We start from the raw sequence: 21,848 nt of genomic DNA on the forward strand, positions 1-21,848 counted from the left end.
GTACGTTGACCATCATCGACAAGACCGCGTTCGTCCCAGAGCCGCGCAGCGGGGGCGACGACAGCACCACTCTGCTCGAAGTCCGCGACCTGCACGTCGAATTCCACACCCGTGACGGTGTGGTCAAGGCCGTGAACGGCGTCAACTACAGCGTGGCGGCGGGCGAGACGCTCGCCGTCCTCGGTGAGTCGGGGTCCGGCAAGTCCGTGACCGCGCAGGCCGTCATGGGCATCCTCGACATGCCGCCCGGCAAGATCCCGCAGGGCGAGATCCTCTTCCGCGGCCAGGACATGCTGAAGATGTCCGGCGAGGAGCGCAGGAAGATCCGCGGCCGGAAGGTCGCCATGATCTTCCAGGACGCGCTGTCCTCCCTCAACCCCGTCCTCTCGGTGGGCTACCAGCTCGCCGAGATGTTCCGGGTGCACGAGGGGATGGGCCGCAAGCAGGCCAAGGCCAAGGCCATCGAGCTGATGGACAAGGTCAAGATCCCGGCCGCCAAGGAGCGGGTGAACGACTACCCGCACCAGTTCTCCGGCGGTATGCGCCAGCGCATCATGATCGCGATGGCGCTCGCCCTGGAGCCGGACCTGATCATCGCGGACGAGCCCACCACGGCGCTCGACGTGACCGTCCAGGCCCAGGTCATGGACCTGCTCGCGGAGCTCCAGCGCGAGTACAACATGGGCCTGATCCTGATCACCCACGACCTCGGCGTCGTCGCCGACGTCGCGGACAAGATCGCGGTGATGTACGCGGGCCGGATCGTCGAGACGGCACCCGTCCACGAGCTGTACAAGCGCCCCGCGCACCCGTACACCCGTGGCCTGCTCGACTCGATCCCGCGCCTGGACCAGAAGGGCCAGGAGCTGTACGCGATCAAGGGTTTGCCGCCCAACCTGCTCAAGATCCCCGGCGGTTGCGCGTTCAACCCGCGCTGCCCCAAGGCGCAGGACATCTGCCGCACGGAGATCCCGGCCCTGGTGCCGGTCACCGAGCAGGACGGCGCGGAGCTGCCGGGCCGCGGCAGCGCGTGCCACTTCTGGAAGGAGACGATCCATGGCTGAGCCCACGAAGGACTCGAAGGCCTCGAAGGCCGCGGAGTTCTCGAAGGCCGAGGAGCCGCTGGTCGCCACCCCGAACGTCTCCGAGGTGGAGACGGTCGACGCCGCCACCGAGACCGAGGCCGTGGCCGCCATCGAGGCCCCGGTCGAGCGCGGCGAGCCGATCCTCCAGGTCCGCAACCTGGTCAAGCACTTCCCGCTCACCCAGGGCATCCTGATCAAGAAGCAGGTCGGCGCGGTCAAGGCGGTCGACGGCATCTCCTTCGACCTGTACCAGGGCGAGACCCTGGGCATCGTGGGCGAGTCCGGCTGCGGCAAGTCCACGGTCGCCAAGCTCCTGATGACCCTGGAGCGGGCCACCGCGGGCGAGGTCTTCTACAAGGGCCAGGACATCACCAAGCTGTCCGGGCGCGCGCTGAAGGCGGTCCGCCGCAACATCCAGATGGTGTTCCAGGACCCGTACACCTCGCTGAACCCCCGTATGACGGTGGGCGACATCATCGGGGAGCCCTTCGAGATCCACCCCGAGGTGGCCCCCAAGGGTTCGCGCCGGCAGAAGGTCCAGGAACTCCTGGACGTGGTGGGCCTCAACCCCGAGTACATCAACCGCTACCCGCACCAGTTCTCCGGCGGTCAGCGCCAGCGCATCGGCATCGCCCGCGGCCTGGCCCTCAACCCCGAGATCATCATCTGCGACGAGCCGGTCTCGGCCCTGGACGTCTCCGTCCAGGCCCAGGTCATCAACCTGATGGGGAAGCTCCAGGACGAGTTCAACCTCTCCTACCTCTTCATCGCGCACGACCTGTCGATCGTCCGGCACATCTCGGACCGCGTGGGCGTGATGTACCTCGGCAAGATGGCGGAGATCGGCTCGGACGAGCAGATCTACGACCACCCGACGCACCCGTACACGCAGGCGCTGCTGTCGGCGGTGCCGGTGCCGGACCCGGAGGCGCGTGAGGGCCGCGAGCGGATCATCCTGACCGGCGATGTGCCCTCGCCCGCGAACCCGCCCTCGGGCTGCCGCTTCCGCACGCGGTGCTGGAAGGCGGAGGACAAGTGCGCGCAGGAGGTGCCGCTGCTGGCGGTCCCGGAGCGCTTCGTCGGCCAGGACACCCCGGCGGCGCATGAGTCGGCGTGCCACTTCGCCGAGGAGAAGGACGTCGTGCACGCGGCGTGACCAAGGACTGGCCTCTGGCCGGTACGAGACCGAAGGCGCCCCCGGCCGAGAAGGCCGGGGGCGCCTTCGTGCGTGACGGCCGTCGCCTTGGTGTGAGTCGACCCGTGGCCTTCGTGTGCAACACCTCTGAGTCACCGGACCGGGGACCTGGCGGAGCTGGAGGTGGCGGCGGATGAAACACCGGTGGGAGGCTGGGACCGTGACCGACGTGACCCTGCGTCCCTGGCGGGACGAGGACGCCGCCGCCGTCCTGGCGGCCTTCGCCACCCCGGAGATGGCCCGCCAGGCCGACCGGCCCGTCGAGTCCCTCGACGCGGCGGCCAGTTGGATCAGCCGCCGCACCGCCGAGCGGGCCGCCGGGTCGGCGTATGCCTTCGCGGTGGTGGACGGTGCCGGGACGGTGCTGGGCCACGCCGCGGTGGGAGCGGTGAACCACGTCCACGGCATCGGCTGGGTGTCCTACTGGACGACACCACACGAGCAGGGCAAGGGCGTCGCCACCTACGCATGCCAGGCGGTGTCGCGGTGGGCCTTCGACGACCTGGGCCTGTTCCGCCTGGAGTTGGGCCACCGCACCAACAACCTCGCCTCGTGCCGCGTGGCCGAGGCGGCCGGCTTCACGGTGGAGGGCCTGCAACGCCAGAAGCTGGCGTACGACGGCGTCCGCTACGACGTGGAGCTGCACGCGCGGTTGGTCACGGACCCGGGGTGAGGGAGGTGCCTGCCACGGCGTGCGCCGCCACGGAGCGGCCGCCGGAAGCGGATGCCCCGGGGACGCCGGTGTGGCCGCCGGTGCCGCCACCGGGGCGCGACCACCGAAGAGGTGCCGTCTGCGCCGGAACCGGCCGCGCCCCGCTCGGGTCAAGGGGGAGGGGCGGGCCGGTTCCGGCAGTGGGGCCCGGCCCGGAGGGGTGGGCGGGGCCCCGGTCCGACCGCTGGGCGCGGGTCAGAGGGACGTGCGTGCGGCGGGGACGGTCAGCGCCGTGGTGTCCTCGGGGTAGTGGCACGCCGTCAGGTGCCCCTCCCGGTTGCCGTCGATCCGGACCAGCGGCGGGTCGTCCGACGCGCACTTGTCCGTCGCCTTCCAGCAGCGCGTACGGAAGCGGCAGCCCGAGGGCGGGTTGACCGGTGACGGCACGTCGCCGGTCAGCAGGATGCGTTCGCGGCGGGGGACGTCGTCCGCGGTCGCCTCGGGGACGGCCGACAGGAGCGCCTTGGTGTAGGGGTGGCGCGGATTGCCGTACAGGTCCTCGCGGTCGGCGATCTCCACGATCCGGCCCAGGTACATCACCGCGACCCGCTGCGAGAAGTGCCGGACCACGGCGAGGTCGTGCGCGATGAACAGGAAGGCGATGTCCAGCTCCTTCTGGAGCTTCTGGAGGAGGTTCACCACCTGCGCCTGGATCGACACGTCCAGCGCCGACACCGGCTCGTCCGCCACGATCAGCTTCGGCTCCAGGGCCAGGGCGCGGGCGACGCCGATGCGCTGCCGCTGGCCGCCCGAGAACTCGTGCGGGAAGCGGTTGTAGTGCTCCGGGTTGAGGCCGACGGTCTCCAGGAGTTCCCGGACGCGCGCCTCGCGGCCCCCCGCCGGGTTGATGCCGTTGACCTCCATCGGGCCCGAGATGATCTTGCCGACCGTCTGGCGCGGGTTCAGCGACGCGTACGGGTCCTGGAAGATCATCTGGATCTCCGAGCGGACCGGCGCCAGCTGCTTGCGCGAGGCGTGCGTGATGTCCTTGCCCCGGTAGGAGATCGTGCCGCCGGTCGGTTCGAGCAGGCGCGTGATCAGGCGGCCCGTCGTCGACTTGCCGCAGCCGGACTCGCCGACCAGGCCGAGGCTCTCGCCCTCGGCGACGGTGAAGTCCAGGCCGTCCACCGCCTGCACGGCACCGACCTTCCGCTTGAACGGGAAGCCGCCCATGATCGGAAAGTGTTTGGTCAGCCCGCTGACATCCAGGAGAGGAGTGGGAGTGGTGCTGCTCATCGTCGTGAAGTCCCGTCTCTTGTACGTCAGTCGCGTCGGTCGGCGGTGTGCGCGCCGCGCCCGGCATCGCCCGTGGAACCTGCGGAGCCCACCGAGCCCGGGGAACCCGCCGAGCCGGCGATGTCCGCGAAGAACGCCGACCGCTGCTCGGAGGTGAGGTGGCAGGCGGCGCCCCGGCCCCCGGTCAGTTCGAGGAGCGGCTGCTCGCTCGAACAGCGCCCGCCCCCGACCTGCTCGGTGAACGTGCACCGCGGGTGGAAGCGGCAGCCGGACGGCGGGTTCAGGAGGCTCGGAGGGGAGCCGGGGATGGGCGACAGCGGCACGTCCACCGGGCCGTCCAGCGACGGCATGGAGCCCAGCAGGCCCCACGTGTAGGGGTGCTGCGGCGAGCGCAGCACCTCCTTCTTCGTGCCGCGCTCCACGCACCGGCCGCCGTACATCACGAGGACGTCGTCGGCGATGTCCGCGATCACGCCGAGGTCATGGGTGATGAAGATGATCGACGTGCCGAACTCCTGCTGGAGGTCCTTGAGGAGGTCCATGATCTGTGCCTGGACCGTCACGTCGAGGGCGGTGGTCGGCTCGTCGGCGATCAGCAGCGTCGGGTCGCAGACCAGCGCCATCGCGATCATCGCGCGCTGGCGCATGCCGCCGGAGAACTGGTGCGGGTAGTCGTCCACGCGCAGGTCCGGCTGCGGGATGCCGACCTTCGTCAGCATCTCGATCGACCGTGCCCGCGCCTCCTTCTTGGAGGCCCCGGTGTGCTTGCGGTACGTCTCGCCGATCTGCCGGCCGATGGTGTGGTACGGCGACAGGGAGGCGAGGGCGTCCTGGAAGATCATCGCCATCTTGTTGCCGCGCAGCCGCTCCAGCTCCCGCTCGGTGGCGGTGAGAAGCTCCTGGCCGTCGAGCAGGATCTCGCCGCCGATCGCCGTGCTGTCCTTGTGGTGCAGGCCGAGGATGGCGAGGTTGGTGACGGACTTTCCGGAGCCGGACTCGCCGACGATGCCGAGGGTCTTGCCCTGCTCCAGGTCGAAGTCGAGGCCGTCCACGGCCTTGACCACGCCGTCCTCGGTGGAGAAGTGGACGCGCAGGTCGCGTACGGAGAGGAAGGGGGTGCTCATGGGTTCCGGCTCCTAGGCGAGGCGCACGCGCGGGTCGATCAACGCGTACAGGGCGTCGACGATGATGTTGAAGATGACGATCGCGGCGGCCGCCACGAGGACCACCCCGAGGAGCAGTGGAAGGTCGCTGGTGTCCACCGCCTTGACCGACAGTTCGCCGATGCCGTGCAGAGCGAACGTCTTCTCGGTGATGATCGCGCCGCCGAGGAGTACGCCGACATCAAGGCCGAAGATCGTGACGATCGGGCCCATCGCGCCGCGCCAGGCGAAGCGGAAGAAGACCGTGCGCTGTGAGAGTCCCTTGGCCCGGGCGGTACGGACGTAGTCCTCGTTCATGGTCTCGACCAACTGTGAACGGGACATGCGCGTGTAGTTCGCGGTGAAGATGAGCGCGAGGACGAGCCAGGGGATCAGCAACCCGGAGAACCACTTGGCAGGGTTCTCGGAGAGAGGTGTGTACGAGGGCCGCTCCAGCAGATGCATCTGGTCGGTGAGCAGGTACACGGCGAAGACGCCGACGACGTAGATCTGCATCGAGGACGCGATGAGGGACGCGGACGACGCGATCTTGTCGAGGGCTTTGCCCTGCTTGAGGGCGGCCAGCATGCCGGCACCCACGCCGAAGACGACGAACACGACCGCGGCACCCAGCGAGAGGGAAACGGTCGTCGGGAAGCGGTCGAGGATGGTGGCGAGGACGGGCTCACGGTTGCGGAACGAGTAGCCGAGGCAGGGCGCGTCACAGAAGCCGTATGTGTCGTAGTCACGGCCGACGAACAGACCTTCGAACCAGTGCCAGTACTGCATGGGCAGCGGATCGGCGATCCCCAGGTTCTGCTTCACCAGTGCCAGCGTGTCGGGCGGGCAGACCTTGCCGCAGGCCAGACGGGCGGGATCGCGCGGAGCGGCGTAGAAGAGGAGGAAGACGATCGCACTGATGATCAGCAGGATCACCGCGCCGCCGATGATGCGGCGAATGAGGAAGCGGAGCATGGGAGTTGGGGTTCCTGACGGATGCCGTGAGAGGAGGTGGGGCCGGGGCGGGCACCCGTGTGGGAACCCGCCCCGAAGGCCGGTCGTCAGGCCTTGACGTACGTCTTGTGGAGCAGCGTCGCGGCGAACTGCGGGTCGTGGATGGCGCCGCCGACCTTGGAGCCGTGCAGGTACCAGCGGCGCTGGTACGTCTCCGGAATGATCGGCACGACTTCCTTCATGATTCGCCTGTCGAGCGCGGCCCAGGCCTTGCCGGCTTCCTTCGGGTCCGAGATGACGGCGTTCTTCTTGATCGCCTCGTTGATCCAGGGGACGTCGCACTGTGAGACGTTGTTCTGGCCGTCACCGATGGCCGAGCCGTCGAGCATCGGCTGGATCATGGTGTACGCGGTGGGCCAGTCCGGGGACCAGCCGAACCACATCACGTCGAACTTGTTGTCCAGCCGCTGCGCCTGGTCGTAGAAGTCCGTCGAGTTGAGCGGCTTGATGACCGGCTCGAAGCCGGCGGCCTTCAGGTTCTTCTCGATGACAATCTTGGTCTTGTCATAGGTGGGGCGCCGGGGGAAGGCGTACACGATCTTCGTGCCGAGCTTTCCGGCCGCCTTCAGGATCTCGCGAGCCTTCTTGACGTCTCCCTCCGGCTTGTCCAGCTTGCCGTAGAGGTCGAACTTCTCGCGGCCGACGATGTCGGGGCTGAGGATCGTCGTCGCGTAGTCGCCCGCGGTCGTACCGCCGTAGATCTTGCGGCTCTGCTCCAGCGGCCAGGCGACGAGGAGGGCCTTGCGGACCTCGACGTCGGTGACGCGCTTCATGTTGATGGCGAAGTAGTAGGTGCCCGACGACAGGCCGTTGAAGCTGCGCTCCTTGATCTCGGGCGTGGTGAGCACCTTCTGCATGCGCTCGGCCGGGATCGGCTCGTAGATGGCGACCATCTGCTGGTCCTTGCCCTGGTCCGCGATGAAGCGGTCGCAGGACTCGGGGCCGGTCGGTCCGAACTCGAACTCGAAGCTGTCCGGGTAGGCGTTGCGGATCGGGTCGGTCTTCGCGTCCCAGTGCTTGTTGCGCGTCAGCGTCATCGACTTGTCGATGGTGCGGTGCTTGACGATGTACGGGCCGCAGGAGAAGGGGGCCTTGTCGTACTTCTCCTTGGTGTCGTGCTTCACGGGCGTGGCGGCGTACGAGTGCATCGCCAGCGTGAAGTTGAACTCCGGGCGGGCTTCCTTGAGGTGGAACGTGATGGTCTTCTTCGCCTTGTCGGTGACGATCGAGTCCAGGTGCTTGCCCTTGTAGGGACCCTCGTAGGCGTCACGCCACTTGGCACCCTTGCCCGTCAGCGCCTGCTGGACGTAGATGGCGCCTTCGGTGACGAACGGGGCCCAGGCGCGCTCGAAGCCGTGCCGGACGTCGTCGACGGTCAGTTCGCTGCCGTCCTGCCACTTCAGACCGTCCTTCAGCGTGAAGGTCCAGGTCTTGTTGCCGTTGGAGGCCGTGCCCGTGTCGGTCGCGAGGTCGCCGACGAGTATCTGGCGGCCCTTCATGTCGGTCTGGTAACCGGTGAGGCAGCGCGCGAAGAGGTTGGCGATGGAGGAGTTGTACGCGAAGTAGATGCGCTGCGGGTCCATGTGGGACACGTCGTCCTCGGCGACGCCGTAGATCGTGCCGCCCTTCCTGGCACCGGGAACCTTGGGTGCGGGGCCGGTCGAGTCCTCCTTGGTGCCCACCTTCACGTCCGCGTTCGTGTACTCCGTGGCACCGCCGTGCGAACCGCCGCTCCCGCCCGAGTCACCGCTGCTGCACGCGGACAGGACGAGCGAACCGCCCGCCGCCACGGATGTCGAGATGAGGAGGTTCCTGCGTGAGATTGCCATGTGGGCACCAACCCTGTGTGAAGGAGAAGAGCGGAGAGCGGACCGGCGACGCCCCGTCGCGTGCGCCGGTCCCGGGGAGTGTCAGCGTTTGGTCTTCGGGTCGAGCGCGTCGCGCGCCGAGTCGCCGAGGAGGTTGAAGGCGACCACGAAGATCACCATGGCGAGGCCCGGGAACACCATGAACGTGATGTCGTCCTGGTAGTACTTCGAGCCGTTCTGGATCATCACGCCCCAGTCCGGGGTGGGCTCCTCAAGTCCCACGCCGAGGAAGGCGAGTCCGGCCTCGGCGGTGACGAACATCGGGAGCAGGAGCGTCGCCTGAATCAGGATGGGTGTCCACAGATTCGGGAGCAGTTCCTTGAAGATGATGCGCGCCGGAGAGGCACCGGTGACCTTGGCGGCCTCGACGAACTCCCGCTCGCGCAGGGCGAGTACCTCGCCGCGCAGCAGGCGGGCCATGGGGGCCCAGCCGAAGGCGGTCATGACGGTGATGAGGCTGGTGACGGTCAGCCACTGCGGGATCTTGTCCTCGGGGCTGACCAGGATCGAGATCATCACCGGGAAGAAGGCGATGTAGAAGAGCGTGGAGGGGAAGGCCAGCAGGATGTCGATGACCCGGCCGATGAGGTAGTCCGTCTTGCCGCCCACGTATCCGGCGGTGATGCCGACGGCGATCCCCAGCAGGGTCACCAGGACCGTCGTCGCGGTCGCGATCAGCAGGGAGTTGCGGATGCCGTAGAGGAGGAACGTGAAGACGTCCCGACCGAGTACGGGCTCGATGCCGAACCAGAACTCCCCGTCGATGCCGCCGTTCGGCTTGACCGGGTAGTTGAAGTCGTTGAGCAGACCAGGCTGGTCGAGTCCGTAAGTGTCGTACGGGTTCTTCCCGTAGACCTTGGCGATCAGTGGCGCGCAGAGGGCGACGACGAAGAAGAACACCACGACACACGCCGCGATCACGCCTGACCTGTCCCTCTTGAACCGAGTCCAGGCAAGCCGCCCCGGCGAACGGCCCTCGCTGCCCTGCTTCGTGGGCGCGGAGGGGGTGCCGTCGGTTTTGCCCGTCACGTCAAGCGTGGCGGCAGCGGCGGGAGTTGGCGAGGTCATGGCGCTCCAGGCCCGGAGGGGTCATCAGGATTCCGCAGGACAATCAGGCACCTACGGGCTAGGCGCGACTTTCGCAAGGCGTTTCCCGCGCGGTCAATGAATGTTGGTCCGCCTTGAGGTGCTCTTGGTTTCCTTGACCGTGTCTTTGCTCAATCCATACCGGGGCATTGCTTGCGTGTAATCATGCGTGATGGACAAAAGGAGGTCATTCATGACATACACGGCAATGAGTCCGATATACGGGCGCCAGCGTCTCGGAATGCGTACATCCGGATGGGCCCGGCCGGGGCGGGTCGGCCTCGTACGGGTGGAGTAAATGTGCGGTTCGTTCTCCTCGCGGTGATATTGGGCGATACGTGACCGGTTCGATCAGGTGACAGCCCGGAACCCGGAACAGGAGATCTCCATGCGTGGAGCCACGCACGCCAGGTGGGCCGCATGCGCGGTGACCGTCGCCCTCGTGGCGACGGCCTGCGGCGGCGGGGGGAGCGGCGGCGTCGGCGGCGCGGACGGGATCGTGACCTCCTCCTGGGGCGACCCGCAGAACCCGCTCGAACCCGCGAACACCAACGAGGTCCAGGGCGGCAAGATCCTCGCCATGATCTTCCGGGGTCTCAAGCGGTACGACCCGAAGACCGGCGAGGCCAAGAACATGGTCGCCGAGTCGATCGAGACGAAGGACGCGCAGAACTTCACCGTCAAGATCAAGAAGGGGTGGACGTTCAGCAACGGCGAGAAGATCACCGCCAGGTCCTTCGTGGACGCCTGGAACTACGGCGCGCACCTGGAGAACAACCAGAAGAACGCGTACTTCTTCGGCTACATCGACGGATACGACAAGGTCCACCCGGAGAAGGGCGAGCCGAGCGCCAAGACCCTCTCCGGGCTGAAGGTCGTCGACGACACCACCTTCACCGTCAAGCTCACCCAGAAGTTCTCCACCTGGCCCGACACCCTCGGCTACCCCACCTTCGCCCCGCTGCCCAAGGCGTTCTTCGACGACCACGACGCCTGGTTGTCCAAGCCCGTGGGCAACGGCCCGTACGCCGTCGACTCGTACACCAAGGGCTCGCAGATGTCCCTGCGCCGGTGGGACGCGTACCCCGGTGAGGACAAGGCGCGCAACGGCGGGGTGGACATGCAGGTCTACACCGACAACAACACCGCCTACACCAACCTGATGGCCGGCAACCTCGACCTCGTCGACGACGTGCCCGCCGCGCAGCTCAGGAACGCCGGGAGCGACCTCGGCGACCGGTACATCAACACTCCCGCGGGCATCATCCAGACCCTCGCCTTCCCCTTCTACGACAGCGAGTGGAGCAAGCCGGGCCGCGAGAAGGTCCGCCGGGGGCTGTCCATGGCGATCAACCGGGAACAGATCACCGAGACGATCTTCCAGAAGACGCGCACCCCCGCCACCGACTGGACCTCCCCGGTGCTCGGCAAGGACGGCGGCTACAAGGCGGGGCTCTGCGGCGACGCCTGCGCGTACGACGCCGCGCGGGCCAAGCGGCTGGTCGAGGAGGGCGGCGGCATCCCCGGCGGCCGGCTGAGGATCACGTACAACGCGGACACCGGCTCGCACAAGGAGTGGGTCGACGCCGTCTGCAACTCCATCAACAAGGCGCTGGGGAAGGACAAGGCCTGCGTCGGCAACCCCGTCGGCACCTTCGCCGACTTCCGCAGCCAGGCGTCCCAGCAGCAGCTCGACGGGCCCTGGCGCGCGGGCTGGCAGATGGACTACCCGCTGATCCAGAACTTCCTGGAGCCGAACTACTTCACGGACGCCTCGTCCAACGACGGAAAGTTCTCCGACGAGAAGTTCGACAGGCTCGTCAACGAGGCCAACGCGGAGACGGACGACGCCAAGGCCGTCACCAGATTCCAGGAGGCCGAGAAGATCCTCGCCGAGAAGATGCCGGCCATCCCGCTCTGGTACCAGAACGGCAGCGCGGGCCACTCGGAGCGGATCTCCGACGTCGCGCTGAACCAGTTCAGCGTGCCGGTGTACGAGCAGATCAAGGTCGACTGACCGCTGAGACGCCGGGAGCGGCCCCCTCGCACCTCGTGCCGGGCCGCGCCCCCCGACCCCGGAGCCGCTCATGGGACGTTATGTGATCCGGCGTCTGCTGCAGATGATCCCGGTCTTCTTCGGCGCCACCCTGCTGATCTTCCTGATGGTGCACGTGATGGGCGACCCCGTCGCGGGCCTGTGCGGCGACCGCAGATGCGACCCCGCCACGGCCACCCGGCTCAAGGAGGAGTTCGGCCTCGACAAGCCGGTGGGGCAGCAATACCTGACCTACATGGGCAACGTCTTCGTCGGCGACTTCGGCACCGCCTTCAACGGCCAGAAGGTCACCGAGCTGATGGCGGCCGCCTTCCCCGTCACCATCCGGCTGACCCTCGTCGCCGTCGTCTTCGAGATCGTCATCGGCATCTCCCTCGGCGTCCTCACCGGACTGCGGCGCGGACGGCCCATCGACACCGGCGTACTGCTGCTCACCCTCGTGGTGATCTCCGTGCCGACCTTCGTCACCGGGCTCGTGCTCCAGCTGCTGCTCGGCGTCCGGTGGGGCGTCATCAGACCCTCCGTGTCAGCCGAGGCGCCCCTCGACGAACTGCTGATCCCCGGACTCGTCCTCGCCTCGGTCTCCCTCGCGTACGTCACCCGCCTCACCCGCACCTCCATCGCGGAGAACCGGCGCGCCGACTACGTCCGCACCGCCGTCGCCAAGGGACTGCCCCGGCGCCGCGTCATCACCCGCCACCTGCTGCGCAACTCCCTCATCCCCGTCGTCACCTTCATCGGCACGGACGTGGGCGCGCTGATGGGCGGCGCGATCGTCACCGAGCGGATCTTCAACATCCACGGCGTCGGCTTCCAGCTCTACCAGGGCATCCTGCGTCAGAGCACCCAGACCGTCGTGGGCTTCGTGACCGTACTCGTCCTGGTCTTCCTGCTGGCCAACCTCATCGTCGACCTCCTGTACGCCGTACTCGACCCGAGGATTCGCTATGCCTGAACCCCACCAGCCGGAGCGCGCGATCGCGGCGACCGGTGCGGGCGGCGCCATGGATCTCGCCGCGAGCGAGGCGACCTCGCTGGAGAAGACGCCCACCGGCCCCGACGGCACCGGCCCCGCCCGCAGCCTCTGGTCCGACGCCTGGCGCGACCTGCGGCGCAACCCCGTCTTCATCGTCTCGGGCCTGATCATCGTCTTCCTCGTCGTCATCTCCCTGTGGCCCTCGCTCATCGCCACCGGCAACCCGCTGGACTGCGACCTCGCCCGCGCGCAGAAAGGTTCCGCCCCCGGCCACCCCTTCGGCTTCAACGAACAGGGCTGCGACGTCTACACCCGGGTCGTCTACGGCACCCGGGTCTCCGTCACCGTCGGCGTCTGCGCCACCCTCGGCGTCGCCCTCCTCGGCAGCGTCCTCGGCGGCCTTGCCGGGTTCTTCGGCGGGGCGGGAGACGCGATCCTCTCCCGGATCACCGACGTCTTCTTCGCCATCCCCGTCGTCCTCGGCGGCCTCGTCCTGCTGTCCGTGGTGACCAGCTCCACCGTCTGGCCCGTGGTCGGCTTCATGGTGCTGCTCGGCTGGCCGCAGATCTCCCGCATCGCGCGCGGCTCGGTCATCACCGCCAAGCAGAACGACTACGTCCAGGCGGCGCGGGCGCTCGGCGCCTCCCACTCCCGGCTGCTCCTGCGCCACATCGCGCCGAACGCCGTCGCCCCCGTCATCGTCGTCGCGACCATCGCGCTCGGCACGTTCATCGCGCTCGAAGCCACGCTCTCCTACCTCGGCGTCGGACTGAAGCCGCCGACGGTGAGCTGGGGCATCGACATCTCGGCCGCCTCCCTCTACATCCGCAACGCCCCGCACATGCTGCTCTGGCCGGCCGGCGCGCTGGCCGTCACCGTGCTCGCGTTCATCATGCTCGGCGACGCGGTACGCGACGCCCTCGACCCGAAGCTGAGGTAGGCGCCATGGCAACCGCTTCCGAGGCGTTGACCGAAGCGCCGACCACGCTCCTCGAAGTACGCGACCTGCACGTCGAGTTCCGGACCCGCGACGGCGTCGCCAAGGCCGTCAACGGCGTCGACTACGCCGTCGCCGCGGGCGAGACGCTCGCCGTGCTCGGCGAGTCCGGCTCGGGCAAGTCCGTGACCGCCCAGGCCGTCATGGGCATCCTCGACACACCGCCGGGGAAGATCACCGCGGGCGAGGTCCTCTTCCAGGGCCGCGACCTGCTGCAGCTCAAGGAGGATGAGCGGCGCAAGGTCCGCGGCGCCGGCATGGCGATGATCTTCCAGGACGCGCTGTCGTCCCTGAACCCGGTGCTCAGCGTCGGCGACCAGCTCGCCGAGATGTACGTCGTCCACCGGGGCATGTCCAAGAAGGACGCCAGGGCCAAGGCCGTCGAACTGATGGACCGGGTGCGCATCCCGGCCGCCCGCGAACGCGTCGGCCAGTACCCCCACCAGTTCAGCGGCGGCATGCGCCAGCGCATCATGATCGCCATGGCGATGGCCCTGGAACCGTCGCTCATCATCGCCGACGAGCCGACCACCGCCCTCGACGTCACCGTCCAGGCACAGGTCATGGACCTCCTGGCGGAACTCCAGCGCGAGCTGCACATGGGCCTGATCCTCATCACCCACGACCTCGGGGTCGTCGCCGACGTCGCCGACACCATCGCCGTCATGTACGCGGGCCGCATCGTCGAGCGGGCCCCCGTCCACGAGATCTACCGGGCGCCCGCACACCCGTACACCCGAGGCCTGCTCGCGTCCATCCCGCGCCTGGACCAGAAGGGCCAGGACCTCTACGCGATCAAGGGCCTGCCGCCGAACCTCACTCGCATCCCGCCCGGCTGCGCCTTCCACCCCCGCTGCCCCATGGCCCAGGACGTCTGCGTCACCGAGGAACCGCCGCTCGCGCACGTGACGTACGAGGGCCTCGTCGCGGAACGCAGGAGCGCCTGCCACTTCTGGAAGGAGACGCTCGATGCCTCACGGTGAGCCCGGGCGCGAACCCGTCCTCCAGGTGCGCGGCCTGGTCAAGCACTACCCGCTGACCCAGGGCGTCGTCGTCCGCAAGCAGGTCGGCGCCGTCAAGGCCGTGGACGGCGTCGACTTCGACCTCTACCAGGGCGAGACGCTCGGCATCGTGGGGGAGTCGGGCTGCGGCAAGTCGACGGTCGCCAAGATGCTGGTCAACCTGGAGCGGCCGACGGCCGGTGAGATCCGCTACAAGGGCGAGGACATCACACGGCTCTCGGGCCGGGCCCTGAAGGCGGTCCGCCGCAACATCCAGATGGTCTTCCAGGACCCCTACACCTCGCTGAACCCGCGCATGACCGTCGGCGACATCATCGGGGAGCCCTTCGAGATCCACCCCGAGGTGGCCCCCAAGGGCTCACGCCGGCAGAAGGTCCAGGAACTCCTGGACGTGGTGGGCCTCAACCCCGAGTACATCAACCGCTACCCGCACCAGTTCTCCGGCGGCCAGCGCCAGCGCATCGGCATCGCCCGCGGCCTCGCGCTCAGACCCGAGGTCATCGTCGCCGACGAGCCGGTCTCCGCGCTCGACGTCTCCGTGCAGGCCCAGGTCATCAACCTCCTGGACCAGCTCCAGAGCCAGTTCGACCTCAGCTACGTCTTCATCGCCCACGACCTGTCGATCGTGCGGCACATCTCCGACCGGGTCGGGGTGATGTACCTCGGCCGGATCGTCGAGACCGGCACGGACGCCGAGATCTACGAACACCCCACGCACCCCTACACACAGGCGCTGCTCTCCGCCGTGCCCGTCCCCGACCCCGAGGCGCGCGAGCACCGGGAGCGGATCATCCTCAGCGGCGACGTGCCCTCGCCCGCGAACCCGCCCTCGGGCTGCCGCTTCCGCACCCGCTGCTGGAAGGCGCGGGAGCGGTGCGCCCTGGAGGTGCCCGCGCTCGCGGTGCCCGCCGAGTTCCGGTACACGGAAGGCCCCGCGGCGCACGACTCGGCCTGCCACTTCGCCGAGGAGAAGCAGGTCGTGCCGTAGCGCCCGCGCGGCCCCTACGCGAGCCCCAGCGACCGCTTCAGGAACCGCACCTGATGCAGCAACAGGTTCTCCGCGACGTCCTCCCGCCCCATCATGTGCGTCACCCCGGGCAGCGGCAGGACCTCGTGCGGGCGGCCCTCGGCGAGCAGCGCGGAGGACAGCCGCAGCGAGTGCGCCACCACCACGTTGTCGTCGGCGAGGCCGTGCACGATCAGCATCGGGCGGTGCGGCTCGGCCGCCTCCACCAGACCGTCGTCCCAGACCAGGGAGTTGTGGCGGTACGTCTGCGGGGTCCGGGTCGGGTCGCCGAGGTACCGCTCCTCGTAGTGGGTGTCGTACAGCCGCAGATCCGTCACGGGGGCGCCGACCACCGCCGCGTGGAAGACGTCGGGGCGGCGCAGCGCGGCCATCCCGGCGAGGTAGCCGCCGTAGGACCAGCCGCGGATCGCGACCCGGTCCAGGTCCAGGGGGTACGCCCCGGTCGCCGCGAGGGCGTGCAGGGCCTCGACCTGGTCGTCGAGGGTGAGCGTGAGGTCGTTCCTGATCGACTTCTCCCAGGCGGGGGAGCGGCCCGGGGTGCCGCGGCCGTCCGCGACGACCACCGCGAAGCCCTGATCGGCGAACCACTGCGAGGTGAGGAAGACGTGCTGCGCCCGCTGGACGCGCTGCCCGTGCGGCCCGCCATACGGATCGAGCAGGACCGGAAGCGGCCCGTCCGCCGCCTTGTAATCGGTGGGGAGCAGGACGGCGCACGGAATCCGCCGCGTGCCCCCTTCGGTCAGCGTCACGCGCGGCGTGAGCCCCGGACGCTGCGCGTGTGAGGCGACGGTGGCGATCCGCTTGCCGCCGCGCAGCACCTGGACCGACGCGCCGGGCCGCTCCAGGGAGGCCGAGACGAGTACGGTGACGCCGCCCGCGCGGACCGCCGAGTGCACGCCGGGCTCCCGCGAGAGGCGCTCCACGCCCAGCTCGTTGACCCGGTGGACGTGGATCTCACCGATCTCCGGATCGGCCGCCGCCTCGCCCGCCGACGCCGAGACGAGGATGTCCTCCTCGGTCACGTCGAGCACCGCGCGGACGTGCAACTGCGCTCCCGTCAAAGGCCGTTCGCCCCAGGCCAGGACCCGCGCGCCGCCCTCGTCGACGATCCGCACCAGCTTGCCGCTCGGTGACCAGCACGGCACCCCGGGGAACAGTTCCAGCCAGTCGGCGTCCTCCTCGGCATGCACCATTCGGGTCGTTCCGTCCCCGGGGTTCACCGCGAGGTACAACTGGCTCCGCTGGTCGCGGGACTGCACGAGCAGCAGCGGGGCACCGTCCGCCGACCAGTGCACCCGACCCAGATAGGGGAAGCGGACGCGGTCCCACACCACCTCCGTGCGCGACCCGTCCAGCCCGAGGATGAACAGCCGTACGTCCGCGTTGGCCGTGCCCGCGGCGGGATACGCGACCTTCGCGGGCTCGCGGTCCGGGTGCGCCGGGTCCGCGATCCACCACCGCTGGACGGGACTGTCGTCGACCCGCGCGACGAGCAGCCGCGTCGAGTCCGGCGACCACCAGAAGCCGCGGTGCCGCGCCATCGACTCGGCCGCGACATGCTCCGCGAGACCGTACGTGACCGTTCCCGTGTGGCCGGATTCCGGCTCCGCGAGCGCCCGGTCGCCCACGCCGTCGGCACCGGTCACCCGCAGGGCGCCCCCGGCGACGTACGCCACGTGCAGACCGTCCGGCGAGGGGCGCGGGTCGATCACCGGGCCCCGGGCGGGCAGTTCGCGCGCCGTGCCCGCGCGCAGCTCCGCCGTGAAGAGCCGGCCCGACAGCGCGAACGCCGCCAGCTCCACCGCCGCGTCCGTCGCGTACCCCACGATGCCCGCGCCGCCCTCCCGGCTGCGCTCGCGCCGCGTCCGCTCCCGCGCGGAGAGCCGCTCGGGCGCACCGCCCAGCAGCAGGCCCGGATCGGCCGCCAACCGCTCGCCCATGCCGTCCGCCAGGTCGAGGACCCAGAGCTGGTGCGTCCGGTCGGTCTCGGACGGCGAGCGCAGGAACACCACTCGGGAGCCGTCGGGCGCCACCGTGAACGCACGGGGCGCGCCCAGGGTGAACCGCTGCGTGCGGGCGCTCTGACGCGGGAAGGAGAGCCGTGGTGCCGGGCTCTCGTCGGGCCTGCGGATTCCGGGGTTCTCGGTGGTCATCCCCAGAGCCTAGGCCGCATGCGCCCCCCTGTGCTGCCGTGCTCCGAGTCATGCGTCCGCACGGATAGTTATGATCCGTAGCGCTTGGTGGGTATGAACCTGCTGGCGTCCGCACTGGGTTACGGCAACGACTTGGAGGTGACCGCCGTGGCACTCTCGATTTCGGCGGTGGTGCTGCTGGCGATCATCGTCTTCTTGCTGGTCAAGAAGTCAGGGCTGAAAGCGGGGCACGCTGTCGTCTGTACGCTGCTCGGCTTCTACCTGGCGAGTTCGTCCATCGCGCCGACGATCAGCGAGCTGACGACGAACGTCGCGGGGATGATCGGCGACATCAAGTTCTGACCCGGCCCCGGTCCTCGTGGGAGGGGCCGCCCCCCTCCTCGTAGGGTGGTCCCATGACGGAACCGCCCGCCCGGCGCCTGCTGCTCGTGCACGCGCACCCCGACGACGAGTCGATCAACAATGGCGCGACCATGGCCAAGTACGCGGCCGAGGGCGCCCATGTCACGTTGGTCACCTGCACGCTGGGCGAGGAGGGCGAGGTCATCCCGGACGGGCTCGCCCACCTCGCCGCCGACCGCGAGGACTCCCTGGGGCCCTGGCGCGTCGGCGAGCTGGCCGCCGCCATGAAGGAGCTGGGGGTCACCGACCACCGCTTCCTCGGCGGCCCCGGCCGCTACCGCGACTCCGGGATGATGGGCACCGAGCAGAACCACCGGCCCGGCGCCTTCTGGTCGGCCGACCTCGACGAGGCGGCCGCCCACCTCGTCGAGGTGATCCGCGAGGTGCGCCCGCAGGTCCTGATCACCTACGACCCCGACGGGGGTTACGGCCACCCGGACCACATCCAGGCGCACCGCGTCGCCATGCGCGCCGCCGACCTCGCGGCCGAGCCGGCCTTCCGCCGCGACCTCGGTCAGGCGCACGCCATCGCGAAGATCTACTGGAACCGCGTCCCGCGGTCCGTGGTCGAGGAGCGGTTCCGCCACATGGCGCGGGAACTGCCCCACTCGCCGTTCACGACCCCCGCCGCCGTCACGGACGTCCCCGGCGTCACCGACGACGAGCGGATCACCACGGAGATCGACGGCAGGCCCTTCACGGCGGCGAAAGCGGCGGCGATGCGCGCCCACGCCACGCAGATCACGGTGGCCGAGCCGCTCTTCGTCCTCTCCAACGACCTCGCGCAGCCACTCTTCGAGGTGGAGTACTACGAGTTGGCACGGGGAGAAACCTCGCCGGAAGGCGCTCGTGGACCAAGCGCGGTCCGCGAGCACGATCTCTTCTCGGGGCTCGAAAGGGTGACGGATGTGGCTGAGGTGACCGCGCTGTGAGTACGCGATCTCGAGCGTCGGCGGGCGCCGGTTCCGGGCCCGACAAGACTCCCGGAAGCTCGGGTTCCGCCTCCACGGCGGCCCCGACGGCCGCCGCGGCGCCCGCGGGCAGCTTCCTCGCACAGCCCCTGAGGGCGGGGCGGCTCGCCGCGTACGCCGGGCTGTTCGTGCTCGGCGCCGTCGTCGGTGCCGCGGGCGCGCTCGTCCAAGGGGGCTTCTTCCCGGCCGGGTTGCTGCTCGCGCTCCTCGGCGCCGCCGGCGCCTTTTACGGCGGGGCGCGCGCCCTCGGCAACACGGCGGGGGCCGTCGCGACCGCCGCCGGCTGGCTGGTCGCCGTCATGCTGCTCACCGCCACCAGACCCGAGGGGGACTTCCTCTTCGGCGCGGGCCTCGGATCGTACGGCTTCCTGTTCGGGGGCATGGCGGTGGCTGTGATGTGTGCCACGCTCGGTCAGCGGCCGCAACCGGGCCCGTCCGCCGCCCGACTTGGCAAGTGACGTACCACTTCAGCCCGTGTCGCGCACGGGTTTGACGCCGGTCACAGGATCAGCGCCGACGGCGGCCAGTATGGTGGTGCGGCCGCCGAGCCTCCCCAACCTCCGGCCGGGGGGACCCCGGACGAGGTCGAGACGGGCGGCGGAGTCAACCAGGAGAACCTGCCTTGAGTCGTGAAACTGACAGTTCGTCCTCCGGGCCCCAGGGGCGCGGTGGAGCCGCTTACCCCTCGGGGACGCCGCCGTACGGCTCCCCGGCGCAGGGCGCTGCCGCGGACGGCGGCGCGGACGGCGGGCGGCCCGGCGAACCCGAGACCCAGACCACGCTGACCACCCGCATCCGGATCAACATCCCCGGCTCGCGGCCCATCCCGCCGGTCGTCATGCGGACGCCCGTCGGCGACGAGGGCGGCTCCCGGGGCGACGCCTCGCGGGCGGACGACGAGAGCCGCCGTGACGGCGCGCCAGGGGCCCCTGGCGCGGCGGACGCGGGCGGAGCGGGCCTGGGCGGCGCCCCGGCCGCGTCCCACGCGAGCGGCGGCTCCGGCTCCCAGGGCTCCGGCTCCGGTTCCGGCAGCGATGCCGGGCCGGCCTCCGGTGCGGGCGGCGCGGGCGGTACCGGCGGTTCCGGTGGCCCTGCTGGCTCCAGCGGCTCCGGTGGCTCCGAGGAGAAGACCAGCGACTGGTTCGCGCCGCGCAGGCCCGCGCGGAGCGAGAGCGGCGGCGCGCCCGCGGCGAACGGTGCGGGCGGCGCGGGCGGCTCCGGCACCCCGGGCGGCTCCGGCACCCCGGGCGGCTCCGGCACCCCGGGCGGCTCCGGTTCCGGCTCCTTCGACGTGTCCGGCGCCGTGGCGTCGGGCCCCCTCGGCTCGGGCCCCCCGCAGGGCGGCGACCTGCCGTACTTCTCGCACGGCCCTGGCGCCGGTTCCGCGGGCTCCCAGGCCCCGCAGGACGCAAGGGGCCCCGCTGGCCCCACAGGCGGCCCTGTGACGGGCGACAGCCCGATGGCCGCGCCCGGCGCCCGCCCCTCGGGCCCCGGCGGCGGTTCCGGCAACCCCGCGGGAGGCCCGCCGCGTTCGGGTGCCATGAGCGACGACACCGCCATCCTGACCCCGCAGAAGGCCGGGCCCGGCTCGCCGCCCCCCGGTGGCCCCCGTCCGCCCGCGGGCGGCCCCGGCTCCCTGCCCGGCGGCCCCGGCGCCCCGACGCCCGGCACCAACGTCTCCGGGGACACGCTGACCAGCGGTATCCCCGTCGTGCCGCCCACGCAGGACAACTCGCCCTTCCCCGTCGGGCCGCAGAGTGACGGCGCGATGGCGCACACCCCGCCGAAGCTGCCGGACCCGGTGCGCTCCGACGTGCCGCCCGCCGCGCCCGCGAAGAAAAAGAAGGGCCGCAACAAACTGGTCCTCCTCGCGGTCGCCGCGGTCGTCGTGGCCTGCGGGGCGTACGGCGCAGGGCTGTTGATGAACCACGCGGACGTGCCGAAGGGCACCACGGTGCTCGGCGTCGACATCGGCGGCGGCACCCGTGACGAGGCCGTCAAAAAGCTCGACGACGCCCTCGGCGCGCGCGTCACCAAGCCGCTGAAGCTGTCGGTGGACGGCGAAACGGTCACGCTCAAGCCCGACCAGGCCGGCCTGACCCTGGACAGCCAGGCCACCGTCCGCGCGGCCGCGGGCAGCGACTACAACCCCGTCACCGTGATCGGCTCGCTCCTCGGCAACCAGCGCGTCGTCGAGCCGGTCATGCCCGTCGACGAGGAGAAGCTGGCGGCCGCCCTGGAGCGCGCCGCGGGCGGCTCGGGCTCGGCGCAGGACGGCACCGTCAAGTTCCTGCCCGGCAAGGCCGTTCCCGTCTACGGCAAGGTCGGCAAGGGCATCGACGCCGACGCCTCGACGACCGCCGTCGCCCAGGCGTACAAGAAGCAGGTCGAGACGGGCGGCGCGGGCGCCGTCCAGGTGCCGGTCACCACTCGCAAGCCGACGGTCTCCAAGGCCGAGGTCGACAAGTTCATGACCCGCTTCGCGAAGCCGGCGATGTCCGCCAACGTCACCATCAAGGCGGGCGGCCGGGAGATCCCGTTCGGCCCGGCGAGGTCCCTGCCGAAGATCCTGGAGGCGAGGGCCACCGACCACGGCACCCTCCAGCCGTACTACAACCTCGAAGAGCTCAAGAAGCTGTACGGCAACGTCTTCGACGGCGTCCTGATCCAGCGCGGCACCGGCGACAAGACGCCCGTCCAGCCCACGGACGTGGCCGGCGCCATGAACAAGGCGCTGGTCGGCAAGACGCCCGCCGAGCGCGTCGGGGTGATCGAGACCAACGCCGACTGACCCTCGTACGTCAGTGCGTCGCGCAGAGGCCGGACGGCCCGCCCGGGTGACCGGGCGAACCGTCCGGCCTCCCGCATGACATCTGTCATCCCGGAGACATCACTCCCGGCACTGC

18 protein-coding genes are annotated in these 21,848 nt (G+C 70.0%); 12 read left to right on the forward strand and 6 right to left on the reverse strand.

The genetic code is table 11. The features are described 5' to 3' along the window. Nucleotides 1-5 precede the first annotated feature (5 nt). The 3 genes from J2N69_RS24150 to J2N69_RS24160 all read left to right on the forward strand — a co-directional run bounded on the left by J2N69_RS24150 (nt 6) and on the right by J2N69_RS24160 (nt 2,953). Nucleotides 6-1,064 carry an ABC transporter ATP-binding protein gene (locus J2N69_RS24150; RefSeq protein WP_230902599.1) on the forward strand — a complete coding sequence of 353 codons (1,059 nt, stop codon included), beginning with the start codon at nt 6-8 and terminating at the stop codon, nt 1,062-1,064. Then, nucleotides 1,057-2,241, forward strand: coding sequence for an ABC transporter ATP-binding protein (locus J2N69_RS24155; RefSeq protein ID WP_230902600.1), 1,185 nt, complete (start codon nt 1,057-1,059; stop codon nt 2,239-2,241). The genes J2N69_RS24150 and J2N69_RS24155 overlap by 8 nt, the downstream gene beginning before the upstream one ends. A 199-nt stretch (nt 2,242-2,440) precedes the next feature. Then, nucleotides 2,441-2,953, forward strand: coding sequence for a GNAT family N-acetyltransferase (locus J2N69_RS24160; protein ID WP_230902601.1), 513 nt, complete (start codon nt 2,441-2,443; stop codon nt 2,951-2,953). Between the two features lie 234 nt (nt 2,954-3,187). Here the strand turns inward: J2N69_RS24160 and J2N69_RS24165 are convergent, their stop codons facing one another. The 5 genes from J2N69_RS24165 to J2N69_RS24185 form a co-directional block, all read right to left on the reverse strand. Beyond that, nucleotides 3,188-4,228, reverse strand: coding sequence for an ABC transporter ATP-binding protein (locus tag J2N69_RS24165; protein WP_269075630.1), 1,041 nt, complete (start codon nt 4,226-4,228; stop codon nt 3,188-3,190). Nucleotides 4,229-4,254: 26 nt separating this feature from the next. Beyond that, entirely contained in the window at nt 4,255-5,352 is a 1,098-nt protein-coding gene (locus tag J2N69_RS24170; protein ID WP_230902602.1) for an ABC transporter ATP-binding protein, read from the reverse strand. Nucleotides 5,353-5,364: 12 nt separating this feature from the next. After that, nucleotides 5,365-6,345 (reverse strand): ABC transporter permease, encoded by a 981-nt coding sequence (locus J2N69_RS24175; protein ID WP_230902603.1) that lies wholly within the window; start codon nt 6,343-6,345, stop codon nt 5,365-5,367. Nucleotides 6,346-6,431: 86 nt separating this feature from the next. After that, on the reverse strand, nt 6,432-8,213 hold the full coding sequence (locus J2N69_RS24180; RefSeq protein WP_230902604.1) for an ABC transporter substrate-binding protein: 1,782 nt from the start codon (nt 8,211-8,213) through the stop codon (nt 6,432-6,434). Nucleotides 8,214-8,294: 81 nt separating this feature from the next. Next, nucleotides 8,295-9,320, reverse strand: a complete 1,026-nt coding sequence (locus J2N69_RS24185) for an ABC transporter permease (protein WP_230902605.1) — start codon at nt 9,318-9,320, stop codon at nt 8,295-8,297. Between the two features lie 406 nt (nt 9,321-9,726). On the opposite strand from J2N69_RS24185, the gene J2N69_RS24190 reads away from it, so the two are divergent. From J2N69_RS24190 to J2N69_RS24210, 5 genes are all read left to right on the forward strand, one after another. Next, nucleotides 9,727-11,355, forward strand: a complete 1,629-nt coding sequence (locus J2N69_RS24190; RefSeq protein WP_230902606.1) for a peptide ABC transporter substrate-binding protein — start codon at nt 9,727-9,729, stop codon at nt 11,353-11,355. Between the two features lie 70 nt (nt 11,356-11,425). Next, the gene (locus tag J2N69_RS24195) at nt 11,426-12,349 is read left to right on the forward strand and encodes an ABC transporter permease (RefSeq protein ID WP_230902607.1); all 924 of its coding nucleotides are present in this window, start codon (nt 11,426-11,428) and stop codon (nt 12,347-12,349) included. Beyond that, entirely contained in the window at nt 12,342-13,310 is a 969-nt protein-coding gene (locus J2N69_RS24200; RefSeq protein ID WP_230902608.1) for an ABC transporter permease, read from the forward strand. The genes J2N69_RS24195 and J2N69_RS24200 overlap by 8 nt, the downstream gene beginning before the upstream one ends. Before the next feature lie 5 nt (nt 13,311-13,315). Next, nucleotides 13,316-14,350 carry an ABC transporter ATP-binding protein gene (locus tag J2N69_RS24205; RefSeq protein WP_230902609.1) on the forward strand — a complete coding sequence of 345 codons (1,035 nt, stop codon included), beginning with the start codon at nt 13,316-13,318 and terminating at the stop codon, nt 14,348-14,350. Then, entirely contained in the window at nt 14,337-15,377 is a 1,041-nt protein-coding gene (locus tag J2N69_RS24210) for an ABC transporter ATP-binding protein (RefSeq protein WP_230902610.1), read from the forward strand. Before J2N69_RS24205 ends, J2N69_RS24210 begins: the two co-directional genes overlap by 14 nt. A 14-nt stretch (nt 15,378-15,391) precedes the next feature. Here the strand turns inward: J2N69_RS24210 and J2N69_RS24215 are convergent, their stop codons facing one another. Continuing rightward, nucleotides 15,392-17,569, reverse strand: coding sequence for a S9 family peptidase (locus J2N69_RS24215; protein WP_230902611.1), 2,178 nt, complete (start codon nt 17,567-17,569; stop codon nt 15,392-15,394). Nucleotides 17,570-17,716: 147 nt separating this feature from the next. Here J2N69_RS24215 and J2N69_RS24220 point away from each other — a divergent pair, with 147 nt between their 5' ends. The 4 genes from J2N69_RS24220 to J2N69_RS24235 all read left to right on the forward strand — a co-directional run bounded on the left by J2N69_RS24220 (nt 17,717) and on the right by J2N69_RS24235 (nt 21,733). Then, entirely contained in the window at nt 17,717-17,911 is a 195-nt protein-coding gene (locus J2N69_RS24220) for a hypothetical protein (RefSeq protein WP_127909498.1), read from the forward strand. A 53-nt stretch (nt 17,912-17,964) separates the two neighbouring features. Then, nucleotides 17,965-18,903, forward strand: coding sequence for an N-acetyl-1-D-myo-inositol-2-amino-2-deoxy-alpha-D-glucopyranoside deacetylase (gene mshB, locus J2N69_RS24225; protein WP_230902612.1), 939 nt, complete (start codon nt 17,965-17,967; stop codon nt 18,901-18,903). Between the two features lie 128 nt (nt 18,904-19,031). Continuing rightward, the gene (locus tag J2N69_RS24230; RefSeq protein ID WP_230904849.1) at nt 19,032-19,400 is read left to right on the forward strand and encodes a DUF6113 family protein; all 369 of its coding nucleotides are present in this window, start codon (nt 19,032-19,034) and stop codon (nt 19,398-19,400) included. A gap of 164 nt (nt 19,401-19,564) precedes the next feature. Next, nucleotides 19,565-21,733 carry a hypothetical protein gene (locus J2N69_RS24235; RefSeq protein ID WP_230902613.1) on the forward strand — a complete coding sequence of 723 codons (2,169 nt, stop codon included), beginning with the start codon at nt 19,565-19,567 and terminating at the stop codon, nt 21,731-21,733. Nucleotides 21,734-21,848 lie beyond the last annotated feature (115 nt).

Source organism: Streptomyces huasconensis (assembly GCF_021028635.1).
In the GTDB taxonomy this organism is placed as follows: domain Bacteria; phylum Actinomycetota; class Actinomycetes; order Streptomycetales; family Streptomycetaceae; genus Streptomyces; species Streptomyces huasconensis.

Bases quoted from the DNA above. Each gene is read 5' to 3' on its own strand.
- J2N69_RS24155 (WP_230902600.1), top strand. From the start codon at position 1,057: ATGGCTGAGCCCACGAAGGACTCGAAGGCCTCGAAGGCCGCGGAGTTC.
- J2N69_RS24165 (WP_269075630.1), bottom strand. From the start codon at position 4,228: ATGAGCAGCACCACTCCCACTCCTCTCCTGGATGTCAGCGGGCTGACC.
- J2N69_RS24170 (WP_230902602.1), bottom strand. From the start codon at position 5,352: ATGAGCACCCCCTTCCTCTCCGTACGCGACCTGCGCGTCCACTTCTCC.
- J2N69_RS24175 (WP_230902603.1), bottom strand. From the start codon at position 6,345: ATGCTCCGCTTCCTCATTCGCCGCATCATCGGCGGCGCGGTGATCCTG.
- J2N69_RS24180 (WP_230902604.1), bottom strand. From the start codon at position 8,213: ATGGCAATCTCACGCAGGAACCTCCTCATCTCGACATCCGTGGCGGCG.
- J2N69_RS24185 (WP_230902605.1), bottom strand. From the start codon at position 9,320: ATGACCTCGCCAACTCCCGCCGCTGCCGCCACGCTTGACGTGACGGGC.
- J2N69_RS24190 (WP_230902606.1), top strand. From the start codon at position 9,727: ATGCGTGGAGCCACGCACGCCAGGTGGGCCGCATGCGCGGTGACCGTC.
- J2N69_RS24195 (WP_230902607.1), top strand. From the start codon at position 11,426: ATGGGACGTTATGTGATCCGGCGTCTGCTGCAGATGATCCCGGTCTTC.
- J2N69_RS24200 (WP_230902608.1), top strand. From the start codon at position 12,342: ATGCCTGAACCCCACCAGCCGGAGCGCGCGATCGCGGCGACCGGTGCG.
- J2N69_RS24205 (WP_230902609.1), top strand. From the start codon at position 13,316: ATGGCAACCGCTTCCGAGGCGTTGACCGAAGCGCCGACCACGCTCCTC.
- J2N69_RS24210 (WP_230902610.1), top strand. From the start codon at position 14,337: ATGCCTCACGGTGAGCCCGGGCGCGAACCCGTCCTCCAGGTGCGCGGC.
- J2N69_RS24215 (WP_230902611.1), bottom strand. From the start codon at position 17,569: ATGACCACCGAGAACCCCGGAATCCGCAGGCCCGACGAGAGCCCGGCA.
- mshB (WP_230902612.1), top strand. From the start codon at position 17,965: ATGACGGAACCGCCCGCCCGGCGCCTGCTGCTCGTGCACGCGCACCCC.